Here is a 12,244-nt window from a genome sequence, read left to right as displayed (position 1 = left end):
GCTGCGTCCGCACGTTCAGGAGAACGCGCAGCCGCTGCTCAGGCCCAGCTTCTTGAACACGATGGCGGCGGGGCAGAAGCCCGTGAACGAGGCCTGCAGCATGTTGAGCCCGGCGAAGGCCGTCAGCAGGTACCAGTAGGCATTCACATAGGTGCCCAGCGCGAGACCGAGCAGGACGACGAACCCCGCAAACGCGAGGACGGCTTTATCGACATTCATGGCAGGCTCCTTTTTTGATCTTGCGACGTTACGAACGGGTCAAGTTGGCTTCGGTCCAGGCGACGATGCTGCGCGCATCCATCGCGCCGGAATGGCGGGCGATCTCCCGGCCGCCGCGCATCAGCAGCAGCGTCGGAATGCCGCTGATGTTGAGCTGCGACGACAGGGCTGGTGCATTGTCCGAATTCAGCTTCAACAGCCGGACGCCGGGCTCGAGCTGTTGCGCCGCGCGTGCGAACATCGGGGCCATGGCGCGGCAGGGTCCGCACCATGGTGCCCAGACGTCGACGAGCACGGGAATGTCGTTGCTGGCGACATGACGGCCGAAGGCGGCTTCGTCCACCTCGATCGGTTGGCCCGTGAACATCGGCTGGTGACAGGCGCCGCAGCGCGCACCTTCCGGTGCGCGCCCGGCGGGCAGGCGGTTGATACGCCCGCAATGTCCGCAGACGATCTGGCGTGTCGTGCTCATGTGCCGGTTCGGACCTCCTTGATCTTGGCGATGTTCAGCCGGTCGAGCAGGAAGCGCTCGTAGAACGGCTCACTCTCGCCGCGCCGCATCTTGCGCAGGAAGTATTTCTCGAAAGCGACCTTGGCGAAGTGCACCCATTCGCCCTTTGAGGACCAATTGACGTTGCGCGGCGGAATCTGCGGCTGCGCGAGGAAGGCGACGCCGGAATCGCCGAAATCGGCGAGGCAGATCGCGTTCCAGGTTGGCTGCGCCGTCGGCGCCTTGCCACGGAGCAAGGCACCGATGTTGATCGCGGTCGCCGTCACCATGGATTCGATCATGAAGCCGGTCTTGGGCACGCCGACCGGAACCGGTGTCGCGCCGAGCGGCGCGATCGCCACGCAGACGCCGACTGCAAAGATGTTGGGGAAGGCCGGGTTCTGCTGGTGCTTGTCGACGATGACGAAGCCGCGCGGATTGGTCAGCTTCTCGATGCCGCGCACCGCCTCGACGCCGCGAAAGGCGGGCAACATCATCGAATAGGCGAATGGCAGCTCGTGAGCCTTGCGGGACGTGCCGTTGTCGGAAAACTCTTCCACCGTCATCAAGCCGGGGGCGACATTGTCGACGCGGGCATTGGTGATCCACTTGATGTGCTTCTCCCGCATCTCGCTTTCAAGCAGACCTTTGGTGTCGCCGACGCCGTCGAGACCGAGATGGCCGATATAGGGCTCCGAGGTGACGAAGGTCATCGGCACCCGGTCGCGCAGCTTGCGCCGGCGCAGCTCGGTCTCCAGGATGAAGAGGAACTCGTAAGCGGGACCGAAGCAGGACGCGCCCTGAACAGCGCCGATTACGACCGGGCCGGGGTTGGCTGCGAGCTTCTCGAAGGCGTCACGGGCATGCGCGGCGTGATCGACGTGGCAGATCGACTGGGTATGGCCCTGCGGCCCGAGACCCGGAATCTCATCGAACGCGAGCTCGGGGCCGGTCGCGACGACCAGATAATCATAGTCGATCGACGTGCCGTCGCCGAGCTCGACACGATTCTCCCCGGGGTGGACGCGCTTTGCGCCCTGCGTCAGCAGCCGCACGCCCTTGCGCTTCATGACATCAGCGAGATCGATCTCGATCTCCTCGCGCTTGCGCCAGCCGACGGCCACCCAGGGATTCGAGGGCACGAAATGATAGACCGCGCCTTGCGAGATGACGCTGACGCGATCCTCCTTTCGCAACTGGGGCAGCAATTCATAGGCCATCAGCGTTCCGCTCAGACCGGCTCCGATTACGACAACTTCCGCCATGGGTACCTCCGTTGGACCAAGCCGCTTCGCCGGTTCAGTTCCAGCCGTCATGCAGCGCTTGACTATATATTCGTATTTTTGTATATACGCAAGTATGAAAATAGATGTCGAAGTCATGGAGCGGGCGGCGGATCAGGCGAGCGTGCTGCTCAAGGCGCTCTCGAACCGTCACCGTCTGCTCATCATCTGTCAGTTGATCGACGGCGAGCGGTCGGTTGGCGAGCTGGCCGAGTTCCTCAGCCTGCGCGACTCCACGGTCTCCCAGCATCTTGCGCTCCTTCGCAAGGATGGCCTGGTCGCATCCAGGCGCGACGCGCAGACGATCTTCTATTCGATCGCCAGCGAGCCGGCGCGTGAGGTGTTGAAGACGCTGTACCAGGCGTTCTGCGCACCGAAGTCCGCCAGGAGCAGACCTACGAGAGTTCGGGGAAGGGCGCCTTGACCAGGATCAACACGCTTCTCTCCCATGTAGATGAAATGAGCTGCGCCGCGGCGTGGTGATGGTTCGATCGTGACACGGAAAAGTCCCATGCGATGTATGGCGAAATATTTTGGCCTGCTGGCTGCTTTCGCGGCGACAGGCTTGTCTGCAACACCAGCGACGGCTGCCGAGACACTCGTGGTCGCGCGGCAATCGACCGCGGACGAAAAGGCGGTATTCGCCACGGTCGAAAGCACCAGCGTGGTGCCAGCGCGCGGACGCATCGGCGGCACGGTGGCCCAGCTCAATGTCAGGGAAGGGGATCGCGTTGCCGCCGGCCAGGCGATCGCGGCCATCGGTGACGAGAAGCTCGTGCTGCAAATGAAATCACTCGACGCCCAGATCGAGGCACTGCAGGCGCAGGCCAACCAGGCGCAACTCGACTTCACCCGAACCGAGGGATTGGTGGAGCGCGGTATCCTGCCGCGGATCAAGCTGGACGAGCAGCGCACCGCGCTCAACGTCGCCGAGAATGGGCTGCGGGCCAAGACTGCCGAACGTGCCGTCATCAACGAGCAGCTCAACCAGGGACAGGTGCTCGCGCCGGCGGACGGACGTGTGTTGAAACGGCTGATCACCGTGGGATCCGTCGTGCTCGCGGGCGATCCCATCGTCACCGTCGCCCAGCAGAATTTCAAGCTGCGGCTGCGCGTGCCGGAGCGCCACGCGCGCTTCCTCAAGGCCGGCGACAAGGTCCGCGTCGATGGCGCGGAGCTGGCGGGAGAGGCCTCGAAATGGGGCGTGGTCGACCTCGTCTATCCCCAGATCGAGGAGGGACGCGTCATTGCGGATGCCACGGTCGATGGGCTCGGCGAATATTTCGTCGGCGACCGCTTGCGGGTCTGGGTCGCCGCCGGAACGCGGACAGCCTTCGTCATTCCCGCAGGTTATGTAACGACGCGGTTCGGTATCGACTATGTCCGGATCCGGAAGGGCGACGAGGCGATCGACGTGCCGGTGCAGCGCGGCCGCGACGTGCCGACGCCGTCGCTTCCCGACGGCCTCGAAATCCTGTCGGGCATCCAGGCCGGCGACCAATTGGTGCGGCCGTGAATCTCGGGCTGTCAGGACGGTTGACCAGGTCGACCATCGCATCGCCACTCACCCCGCTGTTCCTGATCGGAGCGCTGGTCGTCGGGCTGATCGCCGTCGTGGCGATCCCGCGCGAGGAGGAGCCGCAGATCAGCGTTCCCATGGTGGATATCCGCGTCAATGCCGACGGCCTGCGCGCGCCAGACGCGGTGGAGCTGGTGAGCAAGCCGCTGGAATCGATCGTCAAAGGCATCGACGGCGTCGAGCACGTCTACAGCCAGACCGAGGACGACCGCGTGATGGTCACCGCGCGCTTCCTGGTCGGCACCAAGTTCGAGGACGCCATCCTGCGGGTGCACGAGAAGATCCGGGCCAACCTCGACCGCATTCCCGTCGGCATTCCCGAGCCGCTGATCGTCGGGCGGGGCATCAATGACGTCGCGGTGACGGTGTTGACGCTGTCGCCGAAGCCCGAGGTCGCCGGCCGCTGGACCGACAAGGACCTCTACGAGCTCGCCGACAAGCTGCGCGCGGAGCTGATGAAGGTCGACGACATCGGGCTGACCTACATATCCGGCGGCGCCGCGCAACAGATCCGGGTCGAGCCCGATCCGGAGAAGCTGTCGTTGTTCGGCGTCACGCTTCAGCAGCTCGTGGCCAAGGTCAAGGACGCCAACCGCTCGTTCCTGGCCGGACAGGTTCGCGATGCCGGCATCGTGCGGAGCGTCGCGGCGGGCCAGACGCTGTCCGGCATTCCCGACATCGGACTCTTGCTGATCACGAGCCGCGACGGCCGGCCGGTCTACGTCAAGGACGTCGCCTCCGTCATCGTCGGCCCGAGCACCGTCGAGCATCGCGTCTGGACGGATTCGCGCGGGACCGCCGGGCAGTGGGCGCGCACGCCCGCCGTCAGCCTGGCGCTGGCCAAGCGGGCTGGCGCCAATGCGGTCGTCGTGTCCGAGCATATCGCGGAGCGCCTCGAAGGGTTGAAGTCGCGCCTGATCCCCGAAGATGTCCAGGTGACGGTGACGCGCGATTACGGCGAGACCGCCAACGAGAAGGCCAACGAGCTGCTGTTCCACCTTGGCCTTGCGACCGTCTCGATCGTCGTCCTGATCGCGATCGCGATCGGCTGGCGCGAAGCGCTGGTGACCTTCGTCGTGATTCCCACGACGATCCTGCTCACGATGTTCGCCGCCAACCTCATGGGCTACACGATCAACCGCGTCAGCCTGTTCGCGTTGATCTTCTCCATCGGCATTCTCGTCGACGACGCCATCGTCGTGGTCGAGAACATCGCGCGGCACTGGGCCATGCGCGACGGCCGGCCGCGCCTGCAGGCCACCATCGAGGCGGTGGCGGAGGTCGGCAACCCCACCATCGTGGCGACGCTGACGGTGGTCGCCGCGCTGTTGCCGATGCTGTTCGTGTCGGGGCTGATGGGCCCCTATATGGCGCCGATCCCGGCCAACGCGTCGGCCGCCATGCTGTTCTCGTTCTTCGTTGCGATGGTGGTGGCGCCCTGGCTGATGCTCAAGCTCGCACCGAGGGGCGAGGTTGCCTCGGCGCATGCGGAGCACGACGAAGGTCGGCTCGGCCGGCTCTACCGGCGCTTCGCCACGCCGATCGTGCGGAGCAAGCGGTCGGCCTGGTTGTTCCTGCTCGGCGTCGGCATCGCAACGTTGCTGTCGATGACGCTGTTTGCGACCAAGTCGGTGACGGTCAAGCTGCTGCCGTTCGACAACAAGTCCGAGATCGCCGTGGTCGTCGACCTGCCGGAAGGCGCGAGCCTGGAGGCGACCGAGCGTACGCTGTTCGGCGCGGCCGAGATCGCACGGCAATTGCCGGAGGTCACCTCGGTGCAATCCTATGCCGGCACGGCGGCGCCCTTCAATTTCAACGGCCTGGTGCGGCACTATTACCTGCGGGAGAGGCCCGAGCTCGGTGAGGTGCAGGTCAACCTGGCTGCGCGCGGCGAGCGCAAGCGCGCGAGCCATGAGATCGCCCTCGATCTGCGCGAGAAGCTGAAGGCGCTCGATCCGCCCGCGGGCACCAGCATCAAGGTGGTCGAGGTACCGCCCGGGCCGCCGGTGCTGTCGACGCTGCTCGCCGAGGTCTATGGTCCGGATGCGACCACGCGCCGGGCGGTGACGGCCGAGCTCAAGAAGATCTTCGCGGAGGTGCCGTTCATCGTCGACATCGACGATTCCATCGGCGAGAAGCGGCCGCGGCTGCGGCTCTCGATCGACCAGGACCGGCTCGAGTTCTTCGGCGTCGAGCAGCGCGACGTCTACGACACGATCCAGACCCTGTTCGGTGGCACCTCGATCGGCTATTCGCACCGTGGCGAGGACCGCAACCCGATCGAGATCGCGGTGCATCTCGGAAAGCGCGATCTGGTCTGGGACGAGGCGCTGGCTTCGACGCCGGTGCCGGCCAACACCGTGCCCGGCAGCAAGACCGTGGTCGAGCTCGGCCAGGTCGTGAAGGCGACCATGGAAGAGGGCTCGCCGACCATCTTCCGTCGCGACGGCCGCTTCGCCGACATGGTGATGGCCGAGCTCGCCGGGCGCTTCGAGGCGCCGCTCTACGGCATGCTCGCGGTTGCCGATCGTGTCGATGCGCATGATTGGGGCAAGCTGCCGAAGCCCGCCATCAGCCTGCACGGCCAGCCATCGGACGAGTCGCGCCCCACGCTGCTGTGGGACGGCGAATGGGAGATCACCTGGGTGACCTTCCGCGACATGGGGGCGGCCTTCGGTGCGGCCATCCTCGGCATCTATGTGCTGGTCGTCGCCCAGTTCAGGAGCTTCCGTTTGCCGCTCGTCATCCTGACGCCGATTCCGCTGACGCTGATCGGCATCCTGATCGGGCACTGGCTGCTGGGAGCGCCGTTCACCGCGACCTCGATGATCGGCTTCATCGCACTCGCCGGCATCATCGTGCGCAACTCGATCCTGCTGGTCGACTTCATCAGGCACAGCGGCGGGGACGGCAAGTCGCTGCGCGAGGTCGTGCTGGAGGCCGGCGCGGTCCGCTTCAAGCCGATCCTGCTCACCGCGCTTGCGGCCATGATCGGAGCTGCGACCATCCTGCTCGATCCGATCTTTCAGGGATTGGCGATCTCGCTGCTGTTCGGGCTCGCCTCGTCAACGCTGCTCACCGTGCTGGTGATTCCCGCGATCTACATCGCCTTGCGCGCGCCGCGCGAGGCGGCTCCGACCACCGCCAAATCCAGCTAACGAGGGTCCGATGGACAAGAACTACGTCGACATCACCAGGAACATCTCCGCCAACCTGAAGAAGCTGCGCAGCGATATTCCGGATACGATGAAGGGATTCTCCGCACTCGCCCAGGCTGCCACGCGTGACGGCGCGCTGGACAAGAAGACCAAGGAGCTGATGGCGCTGGCGCTCGGCGTCGCCGCGCATTGCGACGGCTGCATCGGCTTTCATGCCGAGGCGCTCGTCAAGCTCGGCGCGAGTCGCGAAGAGATCGAGGAGACGCTGGGCATGGCCGTCTACATGGGCGGCGGCCCCTCGCTGATGTACGCCGCGGATGCGATCGCGGCGTACGAGCAGTTCCAGCAGCAATCGACCGCCGCATGACGGCAGTCACCTCGTAGGAGCATGCGAACGGGACCGGGCGAATCGTCTCGTCCGGTCCCGGCCATCACGTCTTCACGGATTACCAGCGGTCGCCCACGCCCACGCCGACGCTGACGCCGGGCGCGCGAATGCCGACGCCGGCGCGCGGGCCGTCATCGTAGTGACGATGATACGTCCGGCGCTCGTAGTAGCGATCGCGCGGCATGTAATTGTAGGAATCGCGCACGATCACCCGCGAGCCGCTGCGCGTGCGATAGCAACGGCCGGAATCGTCGCAGACGAGCCGCACCTGCTGAACCAGATCCGGATCGGTGTACTCGCTGGTCGTGTAGATATCGGAAGCCCTCGCCCCCGAGACGGCTGCCAGGGCGCCCACGCCCGCCAACAGCGCAATCGCAAATGTCTTCATCATGTCCTCCTCGAAACTGCCCTCGGCGGTAACAAGAAGGCGAGGAGGTGATCGTTCCCCGTCGCGATGCTCGTTTTTCCCGGAACCGTCGGCCGGCGCCGGTTCCTAGACCGGCTCGTAGGTCTCGGTGCCGCAGATATCGTCGGCTTCCGCCCGCCGGCGGTCCACGACCTTCCCGCCGTTGATCGTCACGATGTAGGTCTGGGCGCCGAGCGAGCTGCCGGTCGCGGAGGTGAGCTGGGCGCGCACGCAAGCCGTCCAGCCCGGTCCGCGCAGCTCGCGACGGGGCGGGGCGACGTGCACCTCGCGCGGATAGGAGGTGGCGAGGAAAACCACATCGATCTGCTCGCGCACCACACGCTTGACGTCGGGAGGCGCTTCGGGCGGGGGTTGCTCGGCCTCCTTGATCCGCATGAACTCGGGCACCGGCGCGCGGCTGTCGGCAAAGCCGCAGGCACCGAGCGCGAGCGCGCTGGCGAGCAGCGCCGCATGAGCAATGATCCGTAACATCCGTGAAAGTCCCCTGCGGGCGGACAGATAGGCACGAATGCGGTCGGGCGAAGTCCTTGCCGATCAAGATTTGCTGAGGCCTCCACAAGCCCTTGAACCCGCGGCATTTGCTATTCCGCGATGGCGGTCGAGTTTGTACCCCAGACGAAGGGGATTGCGCCGATGAGAGTTTTGGTCATCGCGGCTAGCCGTGCCGGCGCTGACCACTGCCTCGGCGCAGGGCCGGCGGCCGCGCCGCCTCACTTGCGGGATCGACGACGAGGCGGCCGCGCCTGGCGCGCGGGTGACCGCAAGCCTGCGCAGGCGTTGCCGTCGCCGTGCCGCGCAATCATCATTGCATTGTGGATGCGATGCGAACGCTCGTTCACATAGCGGGCGCTAACACACAAAGGCGAGGCCGACGCGCTTGTCACGGCGCCAAACTGTGCGACAATTCCGTACGAATTCGTCGCGCGCGATCGAGAGCGTGAACGATTGCGGTAACGTGACGGGAGCGTCGAGGTCGATCGCCGCGCCGCCCACCGACATGTTTCGCACTGTGCAGGCGATGCCGTTGTTTTCGAAGGTGATCGTTCCACCCTTGAAAACACGGTAGCGCTGCGCTGTACGCTTCTCGATCATCGGCGTCGGTCCATCACGATGATTGTGGAGTAATGCATAGAAATTACGTTGAACTAAACTCAATATCGGCGCTGCCCGCATGGCGCTTCAGACTTCGTTTACGACGTTCGAGCGGAGAGCATCTCCGCCGATTTTCCTGCAAGCCTTCCTTTTATGGCGTCACGGCGCCGATGGAGATTCCGATGAAGACCACGTTTTCGCTTCTGTTCGCCGCTGCGCTCTCGCTGTCGTCGATGCCCGCCCACGCCGTCAAATGGGACCTTTCGACCATGAGCTGCAAGCAGTTTCTCGAGAGCGGCGAAGACAACATCCAGGTCGTGTTGACCTGGATGGATGGCTGGTACAAGGGCGACGAGGACAACGCGATCATCGACACCGACGTGTTCATCGAGAACGCCAAGAAGTTCGGTGCCTATTGCGGAAAGAATCCGACAGCCAGCATCGTCACGGCGGCTGACGAGGTGCTCGGCAAGTAGCTGGAAGTGCGGACCGAAGCGTCGGCCGCAGTTGCGGCTGGGGTCTCGATGCGACCGTGATGGAGAGCCGCGGTGCGCTTTGCGCGCGCGGCTCTCGCTTTTTGATCAGCCCGGCAACATCGCGAACGCGCTGGATACCATCGCGGCCGGCTTGTTGTCGGTCGCCGACAGCAGCGTGACGCGGCCGAAGCTCATGGTGCGCCCGAGCCGCACCACACGCGCGTCCGCCAGCACGTCCGACGAGGACACCGCGCGCATGAAATGCGTGGTCTGGTCGACCGTCGTCATCGGACGATAGCCGCGATTGACCGCAAGGATCGCGATCACCATCGCGGTATCGGCGAGCGCCATCAGGGCCTGGCCGCAGACCACGCCGCCATGGCGGCACAACCGCTCCGAGAACGGCATGCGCAGCAGCGCGCCGGGCTGCCAGTCCGGCGCGTCCGCCGGCTGCACGTGCTCGATGCGCTCTACCGCGAGGTTGAGGTCCTGGACCCAGGGTGCAAAAACCTCGCCGAGGATGCGTCTGGCGTCGGGGAGGCCGAATTCGGCGTCTGGCTGGCTTCGCATTGCTGTCGTGATCTCCTGTATCGCCGGATGTTTCGTCCCATTGTGCGCGCATCGGCGCGGCAAAGTCACCCGCTCTCGCGGCGGTGCAGTCGGCTTGAAAATGCCTGACTTGGCCCGGTATGATGCCTTGCTTGGGAACGGGTGGATGATGTTGCGTCGGTGTGTCCTCGTCTTTGGTATGATCGCCCTCGGCTTCGCGCTGAGCGGGTGCACCAAATGCGGCCCGATCTGGGACGATTGGCTGCATGGGCCCAAATCGTGCCGGTCGGACCGGTCCTAGCGGGCCGCTGACGGCCCCCGGCGCGGGCGATCCGTGCCTCATGGATGATCAAGGAGTAGACGATGAAGCTTTTCCGTATGGCGGCGGTGCTGCTGGCGGCGCTGGCGGGACCTGCCTATGCGCAAATGCCCAATATCAATTTGATGCAGGATGGCCCGAGCAAGTCCCCCGAGGAGAAGGCCGCGGAAGCCGAGCGCGAGAAGGCCTACAAGGAAACGCTGAAGAAGATCCCGGAATCCAAGGCGTCCAACGATCCCTGGGGCGGCATGCGCGCCGATCCGCCGAAGCAGCCGGCGGCACCGAAGGCATCGGCCGCGAGCAGCGCGCCGAAGAAGACCAAGAGCGGAACGGCCGCCAACTGACCAAAGCTTCATCCGGGGGCGGCACAGGCCTTCGGACAGGACTCCTCTTCGGCCGGCCCGCGCCCTACATTTGCCTCTCAGCGTAGCGCGTAGAGGAGGGCAGGACATGGCCGATCGTCCGCGGGATCTCGCCGAGCGGATGGCGCGCCGGCGCAAGGCGGCCGGCAAGCCCGGCCCAACTTTCGGCGACGGCTATCTGCGCGAGACCTTCACGCTGCCGCGCGCGGCGGCGCGGGAACGGGCCCAGGCCTTCTTCGCCCGCTACCCCAAGGCCGGCTATATGAGTGCGGTCGAGACTTGGCGCGAACTGCCGGGCGGCGACATCGAATTCACCATGCGGCGGCTGCCCAGCGCGGACTGAAAGCCGGCCTGATCGAGCCTCGTCCTAGTCGAGGGTTTCGGCGACGATGCGGATCCGGAAGACGGGCTCCTTGGCCTCGTCCAGCAGCTCCATGTGCCATTCGGAATTTTCCTGGAGCTTGCGCGCAATGCCGGCGGTCATGTCGGCGCAGACGTTGGTCATCTCTTTCCAGGCCGAATCGCGATCGGCAAATTCCGTCGCCTGGTCGGCGCAGCCGGAATAACGGCCATTCCGGATACGAAAGAAATAGAGCGGCATGGCTGGCACCGATCGCGCGTGACGGCCTCGCCCCCAAGGCCACGGGCGCGCGATAGTCCAATCCCAAACCAGCGTCAGATCAATTCCGGGCGGCTACGGATGATGCCGCCGACCGCAGACATGCTGATCGCGGTCATATTCCCGCGACAAGGAAAATCTGTTGGTTGACGGTAGGTTACCCCGTGGTTCTCCGACCAAGAACAGAGTTCCTGGGCTGCATCCAGTCGCGTTCTTTGCGCCGCTGGGGGAGGCGCAACGCAGACCGGACCGCCAACGGCTTCCGATGCACGCGGCGGCATGTGCCTTGCTTGCCGTGATGACGGCCAACAACATGGGTCCGTCATGCTCGGCATTCCCCGCCGCTACAGTCATTTCGTGTTCGGGATCATCCAGTCCGGACTGACCTCGCTGATCGCGGCGGGGATCGCCAGCTTGCCCGCCGGCAGCGCGACGATCTTCCTCGGCCACTGGATGGCGTCGTGGCTGATCGCCTGGGCCGCGATGCTGCCGATCGTGCTCCTGGCCGCGCCCGCGATCCGCGCCTTCGCGCTGCGCCTGACCCGGGAGGAGGGGGATCCGCGCGCCGGCAGCCAGGCATGAAAAAGCCCCGCCTGGGGAGAGCCAAGCGGGGCGGAGAGTCGTTGGAGGCTGAGGTGCTGGGCTGCAACACCATAGCCGCATCATCCTAGCCGGCTCCGCTTACGGCAGCCTGACAGGCGCCAGGTTGGCGGCCCGAGCCGAGGCCGCAGACTGGCCCCGCAGCGGTCCCAATTTCGACATCCGTTCGCACAACTGCGGTCACACAGGTCGGCAAGATTCCAGACCGTTCGGCGCGGCCATGGGGGAAACGTGGCACGCCGACGATGGGGTGGCATCATGGATAACGTAGAGCGGTCGTTCGCCGCCGCGACAGCGGCTGGCTTCGTGGTGCTGGTGATCGGCCTCGTGCTACTCGCGCTGCTGTAGGCCGGGCACCGCCGGCAGTCGCGTCTTGCGATGATCGCAGGTTGCGGCATGCGGCATCTCAAAAAATGGAAAAACAACCCCATGCACAGTAGGCTGCATAGAATTCCCATGGTTTTTCAATGACCTAACTTAGGTATCTAGATACCTAAACTGCCGCTGGCGGGGCTTAGTGGATCTTGATCTCGCCGAGCGGTAGCCGAAGCTCGCTGGCGCGCTCTTCGCGATCCTTCTTGCGGAACTCGTTTTCCTTGCGCTCGAACTTGATCAGCTCCTCGCGCGCCGCCTCCAGCAGAGGATGGCGCCGGCTCGTTTCGTGGTGCTCGTTGTCCGTCATG

Annotated in this window: 17 protein-coding genes; 8 read left to right on the top strand and 9 right to left on the bottom strand. The window is 65.1% G+C overall.

Annotated elements, in window-relative coordinates; genetic code table 11:
• Window positions 1-15: 15 nt before the first annotated feature.
• Genes DCM80_RS06250 through DCM80_RS06240 form a run of 3 tightly spaced genes read right to left on the bottom strand, consistent with a single transcriptional unit; the run spans window position 16 to window position 1,974 of the window.
• Window positions 16-219: a DUF2892 domain-containing protein gene (locus DCM80_RS06250; protein WP_011088520.1), complete on the bottom strand. Its 204-nt coding sequence runs from the start codon at window positions 217-219 to the stop codon at window positions 16-18.
• A 28-nt stretch (window positions 220-247) separates the two neighbouring features.
• On the bottom strand, window positions 248-691 hold the full coding sequence (trxC, locus tag DCM80_RS06245; RefSeq protein ID WP_257196198.1) for a thioredoxin TrxC: 444 nt from the start codon (window positions 689-691) through the stop codon (window positions 248-250).
• Window positions 688-1,974, bottom strand: a complete 1,287-nt coding sequence (locus DCM80_RS06240; protein WP_257196197.1) for an NAD(P)/FAD-dependent oxidoreductase — start codon at window positions 1,972-1,974, stop codon at window positions 688-690. Before DCM80_RS06240 ends, trxC begins: the two co-directional genes overlap by 4 nt.
• A 115-nt stretch (window positions 1,975-2,089) precedes the next feature.
• Here DCM80_RS06240 and DCM80_RS06235 point away from each other — a divergent pair, with 115 nt between their 5' ends.
• The 4 genes from DCM80_RS06235 to DCM80_RS06220 all read left to right on the top strand — a co-directional run bounded on the left by DCM80_RS06235 (window position 2,090) and on the right by DCM80_RS06220 (window position 7,096).
• Window positions 2,090-2,416: an ArsR/SmtB family transcription factor gene (locus DCM80_RS06235; protein ID WP_373569387.1), complete on the top strand. Its 327-nt coding sequence runs from the start codon at window positions 2,090-2,092 to the stop codon at window positions 2,414-2,416.
• A 96-nt stretch (window positions 2,417-2,512) separates the two neighbouring features.
• Window positions 2,513-3,508 (top strand): efflux RND transporter periplasmic adaptor subunit, encoded by a 996-nt coding sequence (locus DCM80_RS06230; RefSeq protein ID WP_257197878.1) that lies wholly within the window; start codon window positions 2,513-2,515, stop codon window positions 3,506-3,508.
• Complete coding sequence (locus tag DCM80_RS06225; RefSeq protein WP_257196196.1) at window positions 3,505-6,729, top strand: efflux RND transporter permease subunit; 3,225 nt, start codon at window positions 3,505-3,507, stop codon at window positions 6,727-6,729. The genes DCM80_RS06230 and DCM80_RS06225 overlap by 4 nt, the downstream gene beginning before the upstream one ends.
• Window positions 6,730-6,739: 10 nt before the next feature.
• Window positions 6,740-7,096, top strand: coding sequence for a carboxymuconolactone decarboxylase family protein (locus tag DCM80_RS06220; protein WP_028137402.1), 357 nt, complete (start codon window positions 6,740-6,742; stop codon window positions 7,094-7,096).
• Between the two features lie 79 nt (window positions 7,097-7,175).
• Here the strand turns inward: DCM80_RS06220 and DCM80_RS06215 are convergent, their stop codons facing one another.
• The 3 genes from DCM80_RS06215 to DCM80_RS06205 all read right to left on the bottom strand — a co-directional run bounded on the left by DCM80_RS06215 (window position 7,176) and on the right by DCM80_RS06205 (window position 8,636).
• Entirely contained in the window at window positions 7,176-7,508 is a 333-nt protein-coding gene (locus tag DCM80_RS06215) for a hypothetical protein (RefSeq protein ID WP_257196194.1), read from the bottom strand.
• 102 nt (window positions 7,509-7,610) lie between these two features.
• Window positions 7,611-8,015 carry a hypothetical protein gene (locus DCM80_RS06210; protein ID WP_257196193.1) on the bottom strand — a complete coding sequence of 135 codons (405 nt, stop codon included), beginning with the start codon at window positions 8,013-8,015 and terminating at the stop codon, window positions 7,611-7,613.
• Window positions 8,016-8,393: 378 nt separating this feature from the next.
• Complete coding sequence (locus DCM80_RS06205) at window positions 8,394-8,636, bottom strand: PilZ domain-containing protein (RefSeq protein WP_257196192.1); 243 nt, start codon at window positions 8,634-8,636, stop codon at window positions 8,394-8,396.
• A gap of 182 nt (window positions 8,637-8,818) precedes the next feature.
• Between DCM80_RS06205 and DCM80_RS06200 the strand changes: the two genes are divergently transcribed.
• Window positions 8,819-9,112 carry an HdeA family protein gene (locus DCM80_RS06200; RefSeq protein ID WP_257196191.1) on the top strand — a complete coding sequence of 98 codons (294 nt, stop codon included), beginning with the start codon at window positions 8,819-8,821 and terminating at the stop codon, window positions 9,110-9,112.
• 105 nt (window positions 9,113-9,217) lie between these two features.
• On the opposite strand, the gene DCM80_RS06195 is transcribed toward DCM80_RS06200, so the two are convergent.
• Window positions 9,218-9,682, bottom strand: coding sequence for a PaaI family thioesterase (locus DCM80_RS06195; protein ID WP_257196190.1), 465 nt, complete (start codon window positions 9,680-9,682; stop codon window positions 9,218-9,220).
• A 342-nt stretch (window positions 9,683-10,024) separates the two neighbouring features.
• Here DCM80_RS06195 and DCM80_RS06190 point away from each other — a divergent pair, with 342 nt between their 5' ends.
• Complete coding sequence (locus DCM80_RS06190) at window positions 10,025-10,324, top strand: hypothetical protein (protein ID WP_028137395.1); 300 nt, start codon at window positions 10,025-10,027, stop codon at window positions 10,322-10,324.
• 106 nt (window positions 10,325-10,430) lie between these two features.
• Complete coding sequence (locus DCM80_RS06185) at window positions 10,431-10,685, top strand: hypothetical protein (RefSeq protein WP_257196189.1); 255 nt, start codon at window positions 10,431-10,433, stop codon at window positions 10,683-10,685.
• A 24-nt stretch (window positions 10,686-10,709) separates the two neighbouring features.
• On the opposite strand, the gene DCM80_RS06180 is transcribed toward DCM80_RS06185, so the two are convergent.
• Window positions 10,710-10,943, bottom strand: coding sequence for a hypothetical protein (locus DCM80_RS06180; protein ID WP_018316629.1), 234 nt, complete (start codon window positions 10,941-10,943; stop codon window positions 10,710-10,712).
• 342 nt (window positions 10,944-11,285) lie between these two features.
• Here DCM80_RS06180 and DCM80_RS06175 point away from each other — a divergent pair, with 342 nt between their 5' ends.
• The gene (locus DCM80_RS06175) at window positions 11,286-11,543 is read left to right on the top strand and encodes a DUF2798 domain-containing protein (protein ID WP_028137393.1); all 258 of its coding nucleotides are present in this window, start codon (window positions 11,286-11,288) and stop codon (window positions 11,541-11,543) included.
• A 532-nt stretch (window positions 11,544-12,075) separates the two neighbouring features.
• Here the strand turns inward: DCM80_RS06175 and DCM80_RS06170 are convergent.
• Window positions 12,076-12,243 carry a hypothetical protein gene (locus DCM80_RS06170; RefSeq protein ID WP_257196188.1) on the bottom strand — a complete coding sequence of 56 codons (168 nt, stop codon included), beginning with the start codon at window positions 12,241-12,243 and terminating at the stop codon, window positions 12,076-12,078.
• Window position 12,244: the final 1 nt, after the last annotated feature.

It is taken from the genome of Bradyrhizobium sp. WBOS08 (assembly GCF_024585125.1).
Classification (GTDB): Bacteria; Pseudomonadota; Alphaproteobacteria; order Rhizobiales; family Xanthobacteraceae; genus Bradyrhizobium; species Bradyrhizobium japonicum_B.
Note: the sequence above shows the minus strand (reverse complement) of the source record. Positions and strands in the feature narration are given on the sequence as shown.

Excerpts from the sequence above, each read along its gene's own strand:
- DCM80_RS06250 (WP_011088520.1), bottom strand. The coding sequence starts at position 219 with ATGAATGTCGATAAAGCCGTCCTCGCGTTTGCGGGGTTCGTCGTCCTG.
- trxC (WP_257196198.1), bottom strand. The coding sequence starts at position 691 with ATGAGCACGACACGCCAGATCGTCTGCGGACATTGCGGGCGTATCAAC.
- DCM80_RS06240 (WP_257196197.1), bottom strand. The coding sequence starts at position 1,974 with ATGGCGGAAGTTGTCGTAATCGGAGCCGGTCTGAGCGGAACGCTGATG.
- DCM80_RS06235 (WP_373569387.1), top strand. The coding sequence starts at position 2,090 with ATGGAGCGGGCGGCGGATCAGGCGAGCGTGCTGCTCAAGGCGCTCTCG.
- DCM80_RS06230 (WP_257197878.1), top strand. The coding sequence starts at position 2,513 with ATGGCGAAATATTTTGGCCTGCTGGCTGCTTTCGCGGCGACAGGCTTG.
- DCM80_RS06220 (WP_028137402.1), top strand. The coding sequence starts at position 6,740 with ATGGACAAGAACTACGTCGACATCACCAGGAACATCTCCGCCAACCTG.
- DCM80_RS06215 (WP_257196194.1), bottom strand. The coding sequence starts at position 7,508 with ATGATGAAGACATTTGCGATTGCGCTGTTGGCGGGCGTGGGCGCCCTG.
- DCM80_RS06210 (WP_257196193.1), bottom strand. The coding sequence starts at position 8,015 with ATGTTACGGATCATTGCTCATGCGGCGCTGCTCGCCAGCGCGCTCGCG.
- DCM80_RS06205 (WP_257196192.1), bottom strand. The coding sequence starts at position 8,636 with ATGATCGAGAAGCGTACAGCGCAGCGCTACCGTGTTTTCAAGGGTGGA.
- DCM80_RS06200 (WP_257196191.1), top strand. The coding sequence starts at position 8,819 with ATGAAGACCACGTTTTCGCTTCTGTTCGCCGCTGCGCTCTCGCTGTCG.
- DCM80_RS06195 (WP_257196190.1), bottom strand. The coding sequence starts at position 9,682 with ATGCGAAGCCAGCCAGACGCCGAATTCGGCCTCCCCGACGCCAGACGC.
- DCM80_RS06190 (WP_028137395.1), top strand. The coding sequence starts at position 10,025 with ATGAAGCTTTTCCGTATGGCGGCGGTGCTGCTGGCGGCGCTGGCGGGA.
- DCM80_RS06185 (WP_257196189.1), top strand. The coding sequence starts at position 10,431 with ATGGCCGATCGTCCGCGGGATCTCGCCGAGCGGATGGCGCGCCGGCGC.
- DCM80_RS06180 (WP_018316629.1), bottom strand. The coding sequence starts at position 10,943 with ATGCCGCTCTATTTCTTTCGTATCCGGAATGGCCGTTATTCCGGCTGC.
- DCM80_RS06175 (WP_028137393.1), top strand. The coding sequence starts at position 11,286 with ATGCTCGGCATTCCCCGCCGCTACAGTCATTTCGTGTTCGGGATCATC.
- DCM80_RS06170 (WP_257196188.1), bottom strand. The coding sequence starts at position 12,243 with ATGACGGACAACGAGCACCACGAAACGAGCCGGCGCCATCCTCTGCTG.